The following is a 15,151-nucleotide window of genomic DNA, read 5'->3' on the forward strand; positions in this document are numbered from 1 at the left end:
TGTGGGGGGCGGTTCTACCGGGCGGGACGCAAGTAATTAGTCGAACAATCCCTCCTGCGCGCCCTCCGGCGGATTCAGGCCGAGATGCTTCCAGCCGAGCGCGTTCAGACATCGTCCCCGGGCGGTGCGAGCAACGAGGCCGAGCTGGATCAGATACGGCTCGATCACTTCCTCGATCGTGTCGCGCGGTTCGCTGAGGCCCGCCGCCAGCGTCTCCACGCCGACCGGCCCGCCGCGATAGATGTCGGCGATCATCGTCAGGTAACGCCGGTCCATCGCATCGAGGCCGAGCGAATCGACCTCCAGCCGGTTGAGCGCATGATCCGCCGCCTTCGCATCGACCGTGTCGTGCCCGGCGGCATGGGCGAAATCGCGCACCCGCCGCAGCAGCCGCCCGGCGATGCGTGGCGTGCCGCGCGAGCGGCGCGCGATCTCGTGCGCGCCATCCGGCGTGATGCCGAGGCCGAGCAGGATGGCGGCGCGCGTCACCACGCGTTCCAGCTCGTCCACGGTGTAGAAATGCAGCCGCAGCGGAATACCGAAACGATCGCGCAGCGGCGTGGTGAGCAGACCCTGCCGCGTCGTCGCGCCGACGAGCGTGAAGCGTGGCAGATCGATCCGCACGCTGCGCGCCGACGGCCCCTCGCCGATCATCAGATCGAGTGCGCGATCCTCCATCGCCGGGTACAGCACCTCTTCGACGGCGGGCGCGAGGCGATGAATCTCGTCGATGAACAGCACGTCGCCATCCTCGAGGTTGGTGAGGAGCGCCGCCAGATCGCCCGACTTGGCGATCACCGGACCGGAGGTGGCGCGGAAGCCGACGCCCATCTCGCGCGCGACGATCTGCGCCAGCGTCGTCTTTCCAAGCCCCGGGGGGCCGAAGAACAGCACGTGATCCAGCGCATCGCCACGCGCCTTGGCCGCGGCGATGAAGATGCGCAGGTTCTCTCGCGCCGCCTTCTGCCCGACGAAATCGTCGAGATTTTTGGGGCGCAGCGCGGCGTCCACGTCTTCGGGCGTGCGCTGGGGGGTGAGGATGCGGTCGTCGGTCACTGCATCAACGCCTTCAGCACATCTTCGGACGACAGTTTTGCTTGGCGCAAGATCCCCGCCATCGTGCCCTTTTTCAGATCGCGGTGCAGAGGCACGATACACAATGTATCGCCATTGCGCAGCTTTACGTGGCTGCCGCGCTGGCTAATTTCATGAAAGCCAAGCCGTTTGAGCGCGCGAACGAGATCCTGCCCGGAAACGGGCGGCAGCCTAGGCATGCTCCCCGACAGTGAACGTGGTAACGATCGGCGGCCCCGAGAACGGCATCGGCTCATCTTCGAGATAGAGTTCCACCGCCTCGCGTAGCGCCGCCAACGCTTCGTCAATCGTATCGCCCTGCGTGGTGGTCCCCGTTTCCGGGTTGAACGCGACGTAGCCGCCCTCTTCGGCCGGGGTGAGTACCGCGGTCACCTGCATCGCAAAATTCCTTCTAATGTCACTCTACTTCGCCGCCTTCCGGAGCGCCAGCCGCACCAGCGCATCGAGCGTCGCGCCGGCGCCCAGTTCCTCTTCCGCCGATGCCACCGCCGCATTGGCTTCGGCGGGGCGGAAGCCGAGGTTAAGCATCGCCGAAACCGCGTCCGCCCCGGCCCCGACCGGCGAGGCAACGCCGGGCGTGCCGATCGCGACCGCGCCGATCCGGTCCTTCAACTCGCGCACGATGCGTTCGGCGAGTTTCGGACCGACACCGTTGGCGCGGGCGACCATCGCCTTGTCCTGCGCGGCGATGGCGCGGGAGAGATCTCCCGGTTCGAGCGCGGAGAGGATCGCCAGCGCGACGCGCGCGCCGACACCCTGCACGCTGGTGAGCAAGCGGAACCAGTCGCGCTCGGCGGCACTGGCGAAGCCGACCAGACGGATGAAATCCTCCGCCACCAGCATCTCGGTATGCAGCATGCACGCCTCGCCGACCGGGCCGATCGCGGACAATGTGCGCGAGGAGGCGCCGACGAGATAACCGACCCCGCCGACATCGATCACGGCATGGTCGATATCGGTGGCGCTAAGGATGCCCTTGAGGTGTGCGATCATCGTTCGACCCCGAAGTTCACACAAAGTCACGCAAAACGGAGCCCAGCGTCACGCTGCCGCTGCCGCTGGCGACACGGCGATGCGGAGCGAAAAGGGTCGGAGCGGCCATTGGCGGGACATAACCGGAACACGACAAAGTAGGAAAGCGAAATTACGGGATGCGCCGCGCGCTCGCCACATGATGCGCATGGCAGATCGCCACCGCCAGCGCGTCCGCCGCGTCCGCGCCGGCGATCTTGATGCCCGGCAGCAGGCGCGCGACCATCGCATGGACCTGCGCCTTTTCCGCCGCGCCGGTGCCGACGATCGCCTTCTTGACCAGACGCGCGGCATATTCGCCGACATCGATCCCGCTGCGCCCGGCGGCGGCCATGATGACTCCGCGCGCATGGGCGAGTTTCAGCGTGGATTGCGGGTTGGTATTGACGAACACCTCCTCGACCGCGGCACCGGCGGGGGCGTGATCGGAGATCAGGGCCGAGATCATGCTGTCGAGATGCGACAGGCGTCGGGCGAGCGCTTCCTTGTTGTCGGTCTTCAGATGGCCGTTGGCGATGTGCGACAGGCGGTTGCCCTCGGCGCGGATGACGCCCCAGCCGGTGGTGGCGAGGCCGGGGTCAAGGCCTAGGATGATCAAGATTCGTTCGCGCGGAGACGCGGAGACGCGGGGAGAAGGGGGGAGAAGGAGAAAGAAGGTCGTTCACGCGAAGGCGCGAAGGCGCGAAGGCGCGCGCGACGGAGATGTCTTGCGGTGGCAATGTATGGTGCTGGCAGGGCGAAGCGCGGATTCGAAGGCTGCTGACGCAGCAAAGGAAGAGAAATTCCCTTCTTCTTCGTGCCTTCGCGCCTTCGCGTGAACCAGTCTTCTTTTCTGCTTGGTGGCTTCGTGGCTTCGTGTGAGCAAACTTGGTCGAAGCCGCGAGCGCGCCTCACGATCGTTGACCGGCCTTTGACGCACAGCCCCATCCCAACCCCTCCCCTGAAGGGGAGGGGCTTTTGTTGGGTCAACCGAGCTTCTCCATGACGTCGTCGGAGATTTCGTAATTGCCCCAGACGGTCTGCACATCGTCGTCGTCGTCGAGCGAATCGAGCAGCTTGAACAGGGTCGCGGCATCGCCCTCGCCCACGTCGACCATGATCTGGGGGCGCCAGGCGAGTTTCGCGCCCTCGGGTTCGCCGAGCACCGGGGTCAGCGCCTTGACCACCTCGTGCAGGTTTTCGTTCGAGGTCCAGATTTCGTGGCCCTCCTCGCTCGACGTCACGTCCTCGGCCCCGGCCTCAAGCGCAGCCTCGAACACCGCATCGGCATCGCCGGCGCTGGCCGGATAGTTGATCAGGCCGAGGCGATCGAAGGCGTGACTCACCGAGCCGCCAGCCCCCAGATTGCCGCCATTCTTGGCGACGGCCGTGCGCACGTTGGTGGCGGTGCGGTTGCGATTGTCGGTCAGCGCCTCGATGATCAGCGATACGCCGCCCGGGCCAAAGCCCTCGTAGCGGATTTCCTCGTACGTCTCGGCATCGCCGCGGCTCGCCTTGTCGATCGAGCGCTGGATATTGTCCTTGGGCAGCGAGGCTGCCTTAGCCGCGTTGACCGCCATGCGCAGGCGCGGGTTCATATCCGGATCGGGCAGGCCCATCTTGGCCGCGACGGTGATTTCGCGGCTGAGCTTGGAGAAGAGCGACGAGCGCTTCTTATCCTGCGCACCCTTGCGGTGCATGATGTTCTTGAATTTGGAATGGCCTGCCATTGTGCTCTCTGCGATGCTCTCTTGTCTCGTCTGGCGCGCTTCTAGCCCTTGGCGGCGGCGGATGCCAAGCCGTCGATCTTCGCCTCGAGCCGCGACAGGCGCTCGATCACCTCGGCGTCGAGCTTGTGGTGCAGCCGCAGGATATCGAGTTCGGCGCGCAGATTGGTTTCGTAATCCAGGCTGGCGGCGACACGATCCTTGGCCGATTGCCGGTTCTGGCTCATCATGATGATCGGTGCCTGCACGGCGGCGAGCGTCGAGAGCATCAGGTTGAGGAAGATATAGGGGTACGGATCGAACGCCTTGCCGAAATGCGCCAGCACATCGGAATTGAGCAGCATCCAGCCGAACAGCACCAATGTGAAGAAGGTGATGAACCCCCACGAACCGCCGATCGCCGCGACCCGGTCCGACAGGCGTTCCCCGAACGTCGAGCGTTCGTCGGACACGTCCGCCGCATCGCGGCTGACGGTGGTGCCGTCCTGGATGCCGAGCAGGACACGCCGCTCCTCCTCATCCAGCGCCTGGCTCGATTTGCCGAGCAGGCGCTGCGCGAGATCGGCGATGCGGTGGTCCATGCGCGGCAATCCCATCAGGCGTTAGGCGAGGCCAAGCGCGACCTTGTAGGTTTCGAGCAGCGCCTCGGCCTCGTCGCGGTGATGCTTTTCCATCCGGCGCAGGCGGACGATCGCGCGCATCGTCTTGGTGTCGTAACCGTTCGATTTCGATTCGGCGTAGACGTCCTTGATGTCGTCGGCGATGCCCTTCTTCTCTTCCTCGAGCCGCTCGATCCGCTCGATCAGAAGGCGCAACTGTTCCGCGCCGATAACGTCACTCATGATGATCTCCGTGGTGGGTGTGGCGCAGCCTCTAGGCGGTTAACCGGCGCGGCTCAACCGTCACTTCGCCCGCGCGACGACGCCCTTGTGCATGACGAAATCGATATGTTCCAGCGCACGCACGTCGTCGAGCGGCGAAGAGGCGACGGCGATGATGTCGGCGGCCTTGCCGACCGCGATCGTGCCGATATCGTCGCGTCCGATCAGGTCGGCGGCACCGACCGTGGCGGCGCGGATCGCCTGCATCGGCGTCATGCCATCGGCGACCATCAGCGCGAATTCCTGCGCATTGTCGCCGTGGCGGGAGACGCCGGTGTCGGTGCCGAAGGCGATCTTCACGCCGGCGGCGACGGCCTTCCGGTGGCTGGCGACCATCGCCGCGGCGGCGGCCTCCGCCTTGGGCAGCGTGGCCGGCGGCAATGCCCCGCCCCGCGCCTGGGCCAAGGCGGCGACCGGGGCCATCTCGGTCATCACCAGATACGCGCCCTTGGCCTTGAACAGGGCGATCGCCTCGTCGTCCAGATACGTGCCGTGCTCGATCGAATCGACGCCGGCATTGAGCGCCGCCTTGGTCCCCTCCGCCGCATGGCTGTGCGCCGCCACCTTGCGGCCGAGCGCGTGCGCGGTATCGACGATCGCCTTCATCTCCTCCGGCGTCATCGCCCGGCCGAGGCCGCCCGACACATTGGACAAAACGCCGCCGGTCGCGGCGAACTTGATCACCTTGGCGCCGAGCGCCACCTGCGCGCGCACCGCGCGACGGCAATCGTCGGGGCCGTCGCACAGATTGATCTCGGTCTTGTGCACAGCGTCCGCGAAGGTTTCGGCGAGGCCGTTGCCGCCGTCGCCATGTCCGCCGGTGACGGAAATCATTTCGCCGGCATTGGTGATCGACGGGCCGTCGATCTCGCCCCGATCGATCGCATCGCGAAGTGCTCGGATGCCGCGCGGATCGCCGCCGAGATCGCGCACCGAGGTGAAGCCGGCGTTCAGCGTGACCTTCGCATTGACCGCCGCCGTCATCATGTCGTCGAACCGGTCGCGGGTCAGCGCCTCCAGCCGGCTGCGCATCGGATCGCCACCGATGCCCCAGAGATGGACGTGCATGTCGATCAGGCCGGGCAGGACGAACTGTTTCGACAGATCGACCAGCGCGGCACCCGCTTCCGGGGGTGCGAAGCCGGCGCGGATTTCGGCGATCCTGCCGTCGCGCACGATGATCGTGCTGTTGCCGCGCGGCGTCTGGCCCGGTTTGTCGAGCAGCGTGCCGGCATGGATATATAAGGCAGACGTCGCGGCCTGCGACGCTGGGAGGGTTTGCGCTGCGAGTGGCGCAGCCGCAACGAGCGCGCACGCGGCGAATATCTTCAGCATCGATGTCCCCTCTTTTGTCATGCCGGACTTGTTCCGGCATCCACCGGTCCGCACACGCTATGGCGAGGATATTGCGGCACGGTTGACCCTGGAACAAGTCCGGGGTGACGGATCAGGCGGAATTTTTCGTCATGCTCTCGGCCATGCGCGCCAGTTGCTCGGGCGTCGCCTCGGGCTGGCGCGCCTTGTAGTCGGCATAGGGCATGCCGTAGATCGTCTCGCGCGCCTGATCCTTGCTCAGCGTGCCCGCGCTCGCCTCCTGCGTCCAGTCCGACAGGCAGTTGCGGCAGAAGCCGGCCAGCCCCATCAGATCGATGTTCTGGGCATCCTCGCGGTGGCGCAGGTGCAGGACGAGGCGGCGGAACGCGGCGGCGGCGACCTTGTCGTCGAGGGCGTCGATGGACGGCATTTGGTCAATCTCCCGGTTGATCGGCGGGAGATAGGCTTTAGAGCCGGGCCTGCAAGCTAAAGGATGCCCGCAATGACCAAGGCCATCAGCCCGCGTTCGCGGAAGGTGCGCGTGCTCGCCACGCTCGGCCCGGCGAGCAACACGGCCGAGATGATCGGCAAATTGTTCGAGGCCGGCGCCGATGCCTTTCGCGTCAACATGAGCCATGGCGACCAGGAATCGAAGATCGCGGTGATCCAGGCGATCCGGTCCTTGGAAAAGAAATATGGCCGGCCGACGACGATCCTGGCCGATTTGCAGGGGCCGAAGCTGCGCGTCGGCAAGTTCGAGGCGGGCAAGGTGGAACTGGTGACGGGCCAGATCTTCCGGCTCGATCGCGACAGGACGCCGGGTAATGCTGCCCGCGTGGAATTGCCGCACAGGGAGATCTTCCAGGCGATCGAGATCGGCGCACGGCTGTTGCTGGACGACGGCAAGCTGGTGCTGCGCGTCGAGGATCACGGGCCGGAGCATATCACGGCGCGGATCGAGGTCGGCGGCATGCTGAGCAACAACAAGGGCCTGAACGTGCCCGACGTGGTCGTGCCGATGGCCGCGCTGACCGCCAAGGATCGCAGCGACCTGGCCTTCGCGATCGACCAGGGGGTGGACTGGATCGCGCTGTCGTTCGTGCAGCGGCCCGAGGACCTGGCCGAGGCGCGGACGCTGATCCGCGGCAAGGCGGCGTTGCTCGCCAAGATCGAGAAGCCGTCGGCGATCGACCGGCTGGAAGAGATCATCGAACAGTGCGACGGCGTGATGGTCGCGCGCGGCGATCTGGGCGTCGAACTGCCGCCGCAGACCGTGCCGCCGCTGCAGAAGCGCATCGTCGAGGTGTCGCGCCGGCTCGGCCGCCCGGTGGTGGTGGCGACGCAAATGCTCGAATCGATGATCACCTCGCCCTCCCCCACTCGCGCCGAAGTGTCCGATGTCGCCACCGCGATCTATGACGGGGCGGATGCGATCATGCTTTCGGCGGAGAGCGCGGCAGGCGCGTGGCCGATCGAATCGGTCGCGATGATGAATTCGATCGGCAATGCGGTGGAGAGCGATCCGACGCATGGCGACCGCGTGCATTTCACGATCACCCGCGCCGATCCGACCACGTCCGACGCACTGGCCGAGGCGGCGAAGACGATCGCCGCGACGATCGGCGCGAAGGCGATCGTGTGCTTCACCACCTCCGGATCGACCGCACGGCGGGTGGCGCGCGAACGGCCCGGCGTGCCGCTGATGGTGCTGACGCCGAAGCTGGAGACGGCGCGGCGTCTGGGGCTGCTGTGGGGCACGCATGCGGTGCACACCAAGGACGTCGAATCGTTCGAGGAGATGGTCGCCAAGGCCAAGCGCATGGCGCTGCGCCACCGTCTGGCCGAGGCGGGCGACAGCATCATCGTCATCGCCGGCGTTCCCTTCCGTACGCCGGGATCGACCAACGTGCTGCATGTCGTGCGGCTGTTGGGCGACGAGTTGAAGGGCTATAATTGAACCGCCAGGGGATGGCCGCGAAGTTTTCGGTCCCGGGTCATCAATCGCGCATCGAGCCGCTGCGCATGAGCGAGCAGCATTTCATCGAAAGGATCCCTGTGCGGGATCGGCGGCACGACCTGGATGACGCAATCCGACGGGTCGAGCGGTGCCAGCACAAATCCGTTCGCCTGGGCAAATCCAAGACCGGCGTCCGCTGAAATGCTGTCCTTGTCGCGCCGCTTGGGTTCATAAGCATGCCATTTCATGCGTAATTCCCAAATCGCGATCGCCGAAACGATCAGATCGCCATCGCGCTTCGCGAGAGCGTCAAGTTCGCGCTTCGTGATCTTGTGCGGCATGGTCGCCATCCAAACGAGGAAATGCGTATCGAGCATGATCCTCATTTAGGATTGGGATCCCAATCGTCACCGAGGCCCATAACTGCCCGACTGAAGGCCGGATCGTCGAAACGTTCCTGCCAACCCTCTTCAAGAACGACCTTGTCGAGGCCAAGCTCCTTACGCACACGCGCCATCCGCTCCCAATCGAGACCGCCCGGCGTATTGGAGATTGTCGAAGGCGCAGGCGGCGGCCCGAGTTCGGCGACCGTCTTGCCGTTGCGGGTGATCGACACACGCTCGCCCCGCTCCGCCGCGTCGAGGGCGTGGGCGAAATTAGCGCGGGCTTCGCGGACGGACATTTCCATGTGACGACTCCGGATTGTGTACGCGGTGTACACTTTCGTCGGTCGTCAGGCAAGAATGCCCAGTCTGGCGAGGTCTGCGCGCAGCGTGTCTGCATCGGTGAAAATCAGGCCGGCCATGCCGACCGCTTGAGCACCCTCAACATTATCGGCACGGTCGTCCACGAAAACCGCCTGTGCCGCGTCCAGCCCAAAGCGATCGAGCGCAAGATGGTAGATCGGCGCGTGCGGCTTGAGCATCTTCTCGTCGCCGGACACGACGATGCCCCGGAAGCGATCGAACACGTCCGCCTCGCGCGCGCGGAACGGTGTCCAGAACTCGCCGGAGAAATTGGTGATCGCGTAGAGCGGCACGTCGGCGGCATCGAGATCGTCGACCAGATCCCGCATGCCCGGCATCATGCCGGTGATGCTTTCGATGAAATGCGAGCCCCAGCGCCGGATCAGATCGGCATGCTGCGGATACTCGGCGATCAACTCCGCCGAGGTCTCGGCAAACGGGCGGCCGGCGTCGTGCTGGAAATGCCAGTCGGTCGTGACGACGTCGTGCAGGAACGCGTCGAGCGCCCGATCCTCTGGGATCAGGCGCTCGTACAGAACCCTGGGGTTCCACGCATACAGGACGTTGCCGACGTCGAAAACGACGGCCAACGGCTTCCTGTTGTCAGACGGCACCGGCCCGCTCCCCCACCCGGCCTCCCACAGAATATACTGAATGGGAGGTCGGGTGGGGGAGCGGGCCGGCGCCGTTCTTCAACAGATCAGCCCTGGCGTGCCTTGAAGCGACGGTTCGTCTTGTTGATGACGTACGTACGGCCGCGACGACGGATCACGCGGTTGTCGCGATGGCGGTCCTTGAGGGACTTCAGGCTGTTACGAATCTTCATGTCAGAAAATCGCTTCTTGATTCTGGTGTTCGGAAAATGAGGGCTGCGCCTATCTTCGGGGGCTTCCCAAGTCAACCCGGGCAGCCCATCTTGAACGCGCCACGGATCATCGTCGGCGGCAAAGCGTTACCTGTACGCAACAATATCTTCGGAGACGACCCGTGATCAAGGCAGCGGCATTAGGTTTGGCGATCGTCGGCGTATCGCTCGGTGGATGCGCGACGACCAGCACGAGCGGCCCGGTGGAGGTGACCCGCTTCCATCTCGGCGCGCCGCTGGAACGCGGGACGATCACGGTCGAGCCGCTGCCCGGCGGAGCCGCGCCGAGCATCGAGTATCAGACCTATGCCGCGGCGGTGAACACCGAGTTGCTCGCCTCTGGCTATACCGCGCCGGCGATCGGCGGACCGGCGCAATATCTCGCGGTGGTCAGCTTCACGCGCACCAGCCAGGATGCCGGGCCGCGACGTTCGCCGGTGTCGATCGGCCTGGGCGGCGGCGTCGGCGGTGGTGGATATCGTGGCGGCGGCGTGGGTGTCGGCGGCGGCATCTCCTTCCCGATCGGCAAGCCCAAGGCCCGCGTGATCATCGCCTCAGAGCTCGCGGTGCAGATCCGCCGCCGCAGCGACGGCACGGTCATATGGGAAGGCCGCGCGCAGACCGCCGCGGACATTCGCGCGCCCGAGGCGGTGGCGGCGAATTCGGCCGCCAAAATGGCCCGCGCCCTGTTCCGGGGCTTCCCGGGCGATTCCGGCCGCACTATCACGGTCAAATGAACACCGGACAGATGAGCATCACCGTCAACGCCGCTTTCGACGGCGGCAATATCGACCTTATCGGGATCGATGGCGACACCGTCGATCTCCGCATCCGCAAGGACAAGAATTCGGATTTCTTCCAGTGGTTCTACTTCCGCGTGGCCGGCGCGGAAGGGCGGACGCTGAAATTCCGCATCCTGAACGCGGGGGAATCGGCCTATCCGGACGGCTGGCCCAACTACAAGGCCCGCGCTTCGACCGACCGGAAGACCTGGCGGATGACCGATACGCGATACGCCGACGGCGTGCTCGAATGGGATTGGACGAGCGAAAGCGATCTCGCCTGGTTCGCCTATTTCGCCCCTTATACGATGGAGCAGCACGAGGCGCTGGTCGCGCGGATCGCGCTCAAGCCCGGCGTCACGCACCGCGAACTGGGCGTGTCGCTCGACGGGCAGGCGATCGATTGCCTGACGATCGGCAGCGGTCCCAAGCCGGTGTGGCTCTATGCCCGCCAGCATCCCGGCGAATCGATGGCCGAATGGTGGATGGAAGGTGCGCTCGAGCGGCTGACCGATACCGCCGATCCGGTGACCCGGGCGCTACTGGCCAAGGCGACCTTCCATGTCGTCCCGAACATGAACCCCGACGGCACGCGGCGGGGCCACCTGCGCACCAATGCCGTCGGCGTGAACCTCAACCGCGAATGGCACGAGCCATCGGCGGAGCGCAGCCCGGAAGTGCTGTGCGTGCGCAACGCGATGGACGAGACCGGCGTGACGTTCGCGATGGACGTTCACGGCGACGAGGCGATCCCGGCCAATTTCTTCGCCGGCTTCGAAGGCATTCCCAGCTGGACCGACGAACGGGGCGAGAAATTCTACGATTTCGGCCGCCGCCTCGCCGCGCACACGCCCGATTTCCAGACCCAGATGGGGTACGGAAAGTCCGCGCCGGGCAAGGCCAATCTCAGCATGTCGACAAATCAGGTCGCCGAGCGCTTCGGCGCGCTCTCCTTCACGCTGGAGATGCCGTTCAAGGATCACGATGCCAACCCGGATGCGGTATTCGGCTGGGGAGCGGAGCGTTCGAAGGCGCTGGCACATTCTTGTCTCGAGGTGCTGGCGGACGTGATCGACACGCTCTAGCACACCGTCGCCCCGGCGGAGGCCGGGGCCGCCCCCCACCGCGCGTGCCCTCGGCGCACGCGGTCCCGGCCTTCGCCGGGACGACGATAGAGGAAGCCCATGCCCACCCTAGTCCTGATCCGCCACGGCCAGTCCGCCTGGAACCTCGAAAACCGTTTCACCGGCTGGTGGGATGTCGACGTGACCGAAAAGGGCGCTGCCGAGGCGCGCGCGGCGGGGCAGTTGATGTCGGCCAAGGGGCTGGATTTCGACCAGACCTTCACCAGCCTGCAGACCCGGGCGATCAAGACCCTCAACCTCGCGCTCGAGGAAATGGGCCGGTTGTGGCTGCCGGTCGAGAAGGACTGGCGGCTGAACGAGCGGCATTATGGCGGCCTGACCGGGCTCGACAAGGCCGAGACCGCGGCGAAACATGGCGAAGAGCAGGTCCATGTGTGGCGCCGCAGCTTCGACATTCCCCCGCCGGTGCTGGAGCCGGGCAGCGAATACGATCTGTCGCAGGACCGTCGCTACGCCGGCATCGCGATCCCGCAGACCGAGAGCCTCAAGGATACGATCGCGCGCGTCCTGCCCTATTGGAACGGCCGCATCGCGCCCGCGCTGAAAGACGGGCAGCGCGTGCTGATCTCCGCCCACGGCAATTCGCTGCGCGCGCTGATGAAGCATCTGTCGAACATTCCCGACGACGAGATCACCTCGCTGGAAATCCCGACCGGGCAGCCGATCGTGTACGAACTGGACGCGGATCTGAACGCGACGGACCGCTATTATCTGAGCGAGCGGTAAGCGACCCCGGTTGCCCCCGCCCTCCGCCCCCGCTAACGCGCGACCATGACGCATCCTCTCGTCGGCATCATCATGGGCAGCACCTCCGATTGGGAGACGATGCGGCATGCCGCCGAGGCGCTCGATGCTCTGGGTGTGGCTTACGAAACCCGGGTCGTCTCCGCGCACCGCACGCCGCATCGGCTGGTCGACTACGCCGAACAGGCCGGGATACGCGGGCTCAAGGTGATCGTCGCGGGCGCGGGCGGCGCGGCGCATCTTCCGGGAATGGTCGCGGCGCTGACGCATCTGCCGGTGCTGGGCGTGCCGGTGGAATCCAAGGCGCTGAGCGGCATGGATAGCCTGCTCTCGATCGTGCAGATGCCCGGCGGCATTCCGGTCGGCACGCTGGCGATCGGTGCGGCCGGGGCGAAGAATGCCGGGCTGCTGGCCGCCGCGATCCTCGCCACCTCGGATGCCCTGCTCGCCGAACGGCTCAAGGCGTGGCGCACGGCGCAGACCGAAAGCGTGGCGATGGACCCGCAATAGAATGGGGTCGCGATGAAGACGCTACCGCCGGGCTCCACGATCGGCATTCTCGGCGGCGGGCAGCTGGGACGCATGCTGGCGAGTGCCGCCGCCGAACTCGGCTACCGCACCCATGTCCTCGCGCCCGACCGGGAAAGCGTCGCCGCGCAGACCGCGTCCAGCCTGACGCGCGCGGATTACCACAACCGCATCGTGCTGAAGGACTTCGCCGCGGCGTGCGACGTCGTCACCTACGAATTCGAGAATATCGACGTCGCCCCGGTCGAATGGCTGGCCGAACACGTGCCGGTCCATCCCGGCCCGAAGGCGCTGCGCGTCTCGCAGGAGCGCGTGGCGGAAAAGACATTCGTCGAAAGCATCGGCGGCCGCCCGGCGCGCTGGGCGGCGGTGGACAGTCGCGCCGATCTGGAGGCGGGCCTGGCGCATACCGGCACGCCGGCGGTGCTGAAGACCGCGCGCTTCGGTTATGACGGCAAGGGCCAGATGGTCATCCGCACGCCCGACGACGCCGATTCCGCATGGGAGACGATCGGCGGGCCGGCGGTGCTGGAGGCGTTCATCGACTTCAGCCACGAATTCTCCGTGCTGATCGCGCGCCGCGCGGACGGCGCGGTGGCGCGCTATCCGGTACCGCAGAACGTGCATGTCGATGCGATCCTGCACACCTCCACCCTGCCCGCGCCCGAAGCGGTGCTGGCGCAGGCGGAAGAGGCCACCGCGCTCGCCGTGCGCATCGCCGAGGCCTTGAACTATGTCGGCGTGCTGGCGTGCGAATTCTTCGTCAGCGCGGACGGACCGGTGTTCAACGAAATGGCGCCGCGCGTGCACAATAGCGGGCATTGGACGATCGAGGGCGCGGTGACATCGCAGTTCGAGAACCATATCCGCGCGATCTGCGGCCTGCCGCTGGGCGACACCGCCCTCACCGCCCCCGCCGTGACGATGGAGAATCTGATCGGGGAGGACGCGCACCGCTGGGCCGAGATCCTCTCCGAGCCGGGCGCGCATCTGCACCTCTACGGCAAGGACGTACGGCCGGGGCGCAAGATGGGGCATGTCACCCGGCTGGGGTGATACATCGGCCGGAAATCTCGGCTGCATCATCCCTTTATCGTCATCCCGGCGCAGGCCGGGATCTCAGGGAGGCGCACAAGACACCCGCCTCATAGCGATCCCGGCCTCCGCCGGGATGACGATTGAGGCGGGAAATGACGACAGCCGCTATTTCCCCCCGGCCCGTCGCACCGCCAGCGGAACGTCGCACACGCTCGCTCCCGTGGGCACGGTCGGCGGCGCGGCCACCTCGCGCAGCTTGATATAGGCGGCGAAGCGCGGATTGTCGGTACTGCGATATTCGTAGCGCGGGCGCACCGCCACCGGCAGATCGCTCGCCAGCTTCACCGAGACGATCCCGGTGCGCTCGCCCGCCGTCGCATAGACTCCCATCGCCGCCTCGCTGCGCGGCAGCGCGGAGAGATACTGCATCCCCGCGATGATCCGCCCGACCACGGTATAATTGCGATCCAGCCGCCGCGCGGACTGCCCGATCGGCGTGAACAGTTCGGAGCCGCTGCCGGTCGAGGGCAAGGCATCGCGCGCCACGCCGACCATGCCATAGCAATGCGTCAGCCACGCCGCCTTGCCGTCGCTTGCGATCGGCCAGCCATCGGCGGTGAAGCCGGACCGGGCGGAATAGCTGTCCGGCCGCGAGAGGGTCTGCGCCGCATCGAATCGCGCGATCTCGAACTCGGCCGCCGGTGCTTGCCTAACGCCGGGCGCCATCGCCTTCTTCTCGCTCGCATCGCCCCATTGAGCGACCCAATTCTCCTGCACGCGGTACACGCTCTCATTGTCCCACCAGCCGGCCCGCGCCAGCGTGCGGACGTTGGCGACATGCTCCGGCGCGAAGCGCGCGGCGAGCCGGATCACGACCGTCCTGCCGCCCGCCAAGGTCATCACCAGCAGTTCGTCGTCGGGGATCGGCCGCCAGTCTCCCTCCATGACGTCGGACGGCAGCGGAGGTGCCGAAGCGGTGGCGAGGACGGCGGGCGGAGTCTGCGCGACGGCGAGCAGTGCGATGAGGGGGATCAGCATGCGCGCGAGTGTGGCACGACGACCGGCCGAGACGCAATCGCAAGGCGGTGCTTGCGCAGGCGACGATCAGCCTCTAGGCAGCCGCTTCCGTCCAGGACATGCGGAGCGGTGGCCGAGTGGTCGAAGGCGCTCGCCTGGAAAGTGAGTATACGTCAAAAGCGTATCGAGGGTTCGAATCCCTCCCGCTCCGCCAAGTCTTTCGAATAAGTCTATGTAATAGTGGGGTTTTTACGCCACTAAGGGCTTCGGCCCCCACATTGGCCCCCACAACAGCGCATAG

The 15,151-nt window shown here is 66.2% G+C and carries 21 protein-coding genes and 1 tRNA gene; 7 read left to right on the top strand and 15 right to left on the bottom strand.

The window, feature by feature from the left end; all coding sequences use genetic code 11:
• Positions 1-36 precede the first annotated feature (36 nt).
• From ruvB to ASG11_RS15420, 10 genes are all read right to left on the bottom strand, one after another.
• Positions 37-1,056, bottom strand: a complete 1,020-nt coding sequence (ruvB, locus tag ASG11_RS15375; protein WP_055782045.1) for a Holliday junction branch migration DNA helicase RuvB — start codon at positions 1,054-1,056, stop codon at positions 37-39.
• Positions 1,053-1,274: a type II toxin-antitoxin system HicA family toxin gene (locus ASG11_RS15380; RefSeq protein ID WP_055782048.1), complete on the bottom strand. Its 222-nt coding sequence runs from the start codon at positions 1,272-1,274 to the stop codon at positions 1,053-1,055. Before ASG11_RS15380 ends, ruvB begins: the two co-directional genes overlap by 4 nt.
• On the bottom strand, positions 1,267-1,473 hold the full coding sequence (locus ASG11_RS15385; RefSeq protein WP_055782051.1) for a type II toxin-antitoxin system HicB family antitoxin: 207 nt from the start codon (positions 1,471-1,473) through the stop codon (positions 1,267-1,269). Before ASG11_RS15385 ends, ASG11_RS15380 begins: the two co-directional genes overlap by 8 nt.
• A gap of 24 nt (positions 1,474-1,497) precedes the next feature.
• Positions 1,498-2,088 carry a Holliday junction branch migration protein RuvA gene (gene ruvA / locus ASG11_RS15390; RefSeq protein WP_055782055.1) on the bottom strand — a complete coding sequence of 197 codons (591 nt, stop codon included), beginning with the start codon at positions 2,086-2,088 and terminating at the stop codon, positions 1,498-1,500.
• A 151-nt stretch (positions 2,089-2,239) separates the two neighbouring features.
• Positions 2,240-2,725: a crossover junction endodeoxyribonuclease RuvC gene (gene ruvC, locus ASG11_RS15395; protein WP_055782058.1), complete on the bottom strand. Its 486-nt coding sequence runs from the start codon at positions 2,723-2,725 to the stop codon at positions 2,240-2,242.
• 367 nt (positions 2,726-3,092) lie between these two features.
• The gene (locus ASG11_RS15400; protein ID WP_055782061.1) at positions 3,093-3,836 is read right to left on the bottom strand and encodes a YebC/PmpR family DNA-binding transcriptional regulator; all 744 of its coding nucleotides are present in this window, start codon (positions 3,834-3,836) and stop codon (positions 3,093-3,095) included.
• A 41-nt stretch (positions 3,837-3,877) separates the two neighbouring features.
• Positions 3,878-4,414, bottom strand: coding sequence for a DUF1003 domain-containing protein (locus tag ASG11_RS15405; protein WP_055782065.1), 537 nt, complete (start codon positions 4,412-4,414; stop codon positions 3,878-3,880).
• A gap of 21 nt (positions 4,415-4,435) precedes the next feature.
• Complete coding sequence (locus tag ASG11_RS15410; RefSeq protein ID WP_055782068.1) at positions 4,436-4,675, bottom strand: DUF2312 domain-containing protein; 240 nt, start codon at positions 4,673-4,675, stop codon at positions 4,436-4,438.
• A 60-nt stretch (positions 4,676-4,735) separates the two neighbouring features.
• Positions 4,736-6,049: a metal-dependent hydrolase family protein gene (locus ASG11_RS15415; protein ID WP_055782071.1), complete on the bottom strand. Its 1,314-nt coding sequence runs from the start codon at positions 6,047-6,049 to the stop codon at positions 4,736-4,738.
• 112 nt (positions 6,050-6,161) lie between these two features.
• Entirely contained in the window at positions 6,162-6,458 is a 297-nt protein-coding gene (locus ASG11_RS15420; protein WP_055782073.1) for a DUF1244 domain-containing protein, read from the bottom strand.
• A gap of 72 nt (positions 6,459-6,530) precedes the next feature.
• Here ASG11_RS15420 and pyk point away from each other — a divergent pair, with 72 nt between their 5' ends.
• Positions 6,531-7,985, top strand: coding sequence for a pyruvate kinase (pyk, locus tag ASG11_RS15425; RefSeq protein WP_055782075.1), 1,455 nt, complete (start codon positions 6,531-6,533; stop codon positions 7,983-7,985).
• On the opposite strand, the gene ASG11_RS15430 is transcribed toward pyk, so the two are convergent.
• From ASG11_RS15430 to ykgO, 4 genes are all read right to left on the bottom strand, one after another.
• Positions 7,976-8,362, bottom strand: a complete 387-nt coding sequence (locus tag ASG11_RS15430; RefSeq protein ID WP_236697540.1) for a type II toxin-antitoxin system VapC family toxin — start codon at positions 8,360-8,362, stop codon at positions 7,976-7,978. The two genes, pyk and ASG11_RS15430, sit on opposite strands and share 10 nt — an antisense overlap.
• A gap of 5 nt (positions 8,363-8,367) precedes the next feature.
• On the bottom strand, positions 8,368-8,673 hold the full coding sequence (locus ASG11_RS15435; RefSeq protein WP_055782082.1) for a type II toxin-antitoxin system Phd/YefM family antitoxin: 306 nt from the start codon (positions 8,671-8,673) through the stop codon (positions 8,368-8,370).
• A gap of 45 nt (positions 8,674-8,718) precedes the next feature.
• The gene (locus tag ASG11_RS15440; RefSeq protein ID WP_236697541.1) at positions 8,719-9,321 is read right to left on the bottom strand and encodes an HAD family hydrolase; all 603 of its coding nucleotides are present in this window, start codon (positions 9,319-9,321) and stop codon (positions 8,719-8,721) included.
• Between the two features lie 110 nt (positions 9,322-9,431).
• Positions 9,432-9,557, bottom strand: a complete 126-nt coding sequence (ykgO, locus tag ASG11_RS15445) for a type B 50S ribosomal protein L36 (protein ID WP_003046794.1) — start codon at positions 9,555-9,557, stop codon at positions 9,432-9,434.
• Between the two features lie 161 nt (positions 9,558-9,718).
• On the opposite strand from ykgO, the gene ASG11_RS15450 reads away from it, so the two are divergent.
• From ASG11_RS15450 to ASG11_RS15470, 5 genes are all read left to right on the top strand, one after another.
• Positions 9,719-10,333 (top strand): DUF4136 domain-containing protein, encoded by a 615-nt coding sequence (locus tag ASG11_RS15450; protein ID WP_055782088.1) that lies wholly within the window; start codon positions 9,719-9,721, stop codon positions 10,331-10,333.
• 11 nt (positions 10,334-10,344) lie between these two features.
• Entirely contained in the window at positions 10,345-11,463 is a 1,119-nt protein-coding gene (locus tag ASG11_RS15455) for a M14 family metallopeptidase (RefSeq protein WP_082472915.1), read from the top strand.
• Positions 11,464-11,562: 99 nt separating this feature from the next.
• Entirely contained in the window at positions 11,563-12,249 is a 687-nt protein-coding gene (gene gpmA / locus ASG11_RS15460) for a 2,3-diphosphoglycerate-dependent phosphoglycerate mutase (protein WP_055782094.1), read from the top strand.
• A 45-nt stretch (positions 12,250-12,294) separates the two neighbouring features.
• Positions 12,295-12,777, top strand: coding sequence for a 5-(carboxyamino)imidazole ribonucleotide mutase (purE, locus tag ASG11_RS15465; protein WP_055782097.1), 483 nt, complete (start codon positions 12,295-12,297; stop codon positions 12,775-12,777).
• 12 nt (positions 12,778-12,789) lie between these two features.
• A complete protein-coding gene (locus tag ASG11_RS15470) occupies positions 12,790-13,851 on the top strand; it encodes a 5-(carboxyamino)imidazole ribonucleotide synthase (protein WP_055782100.1) in 1,062 nt (353 codons plus the stop codon).
• Between the two features lie 147 nt (positions 13,852-13,998).
• On the opposite strand, the gene ASG11_RS15475 is transcribed toward ASG11_RS15470, so the two are convergent.
• On the bottom strand, positions 13,999-14,871 hold the full coding sequence (locus ASG11_RS15475) for a peptidylprolyl isomerase (protein WP_055782103.1): 873 nt from the start codon (positions 14,869-14,871) through the stop codon (positions 13,999-14,001).
• A 102-nt stretch (positions 14,872-14,973) separates the two neighbouring features.
• Here ASG11_RS15475 and ASG11_RS15480 point away from each other — a divergent pair.
• Positions 14,974-15,064: transfer RNA gene (locus tag ASG11_RS15480), tRNA-Ser, on the top strand.
• Positions 15,065-15,151: the final 87 nt, after the last annotated feature.

The organism is Sphingomonas sp. Leaf357, assembly GCF_001423845.1.
Lineage (GTDB): Bacteria > Pseudomonadota > Alphaproteobacteria > Sphingomonadales > Sphingomonadaceae > Sphingomonas.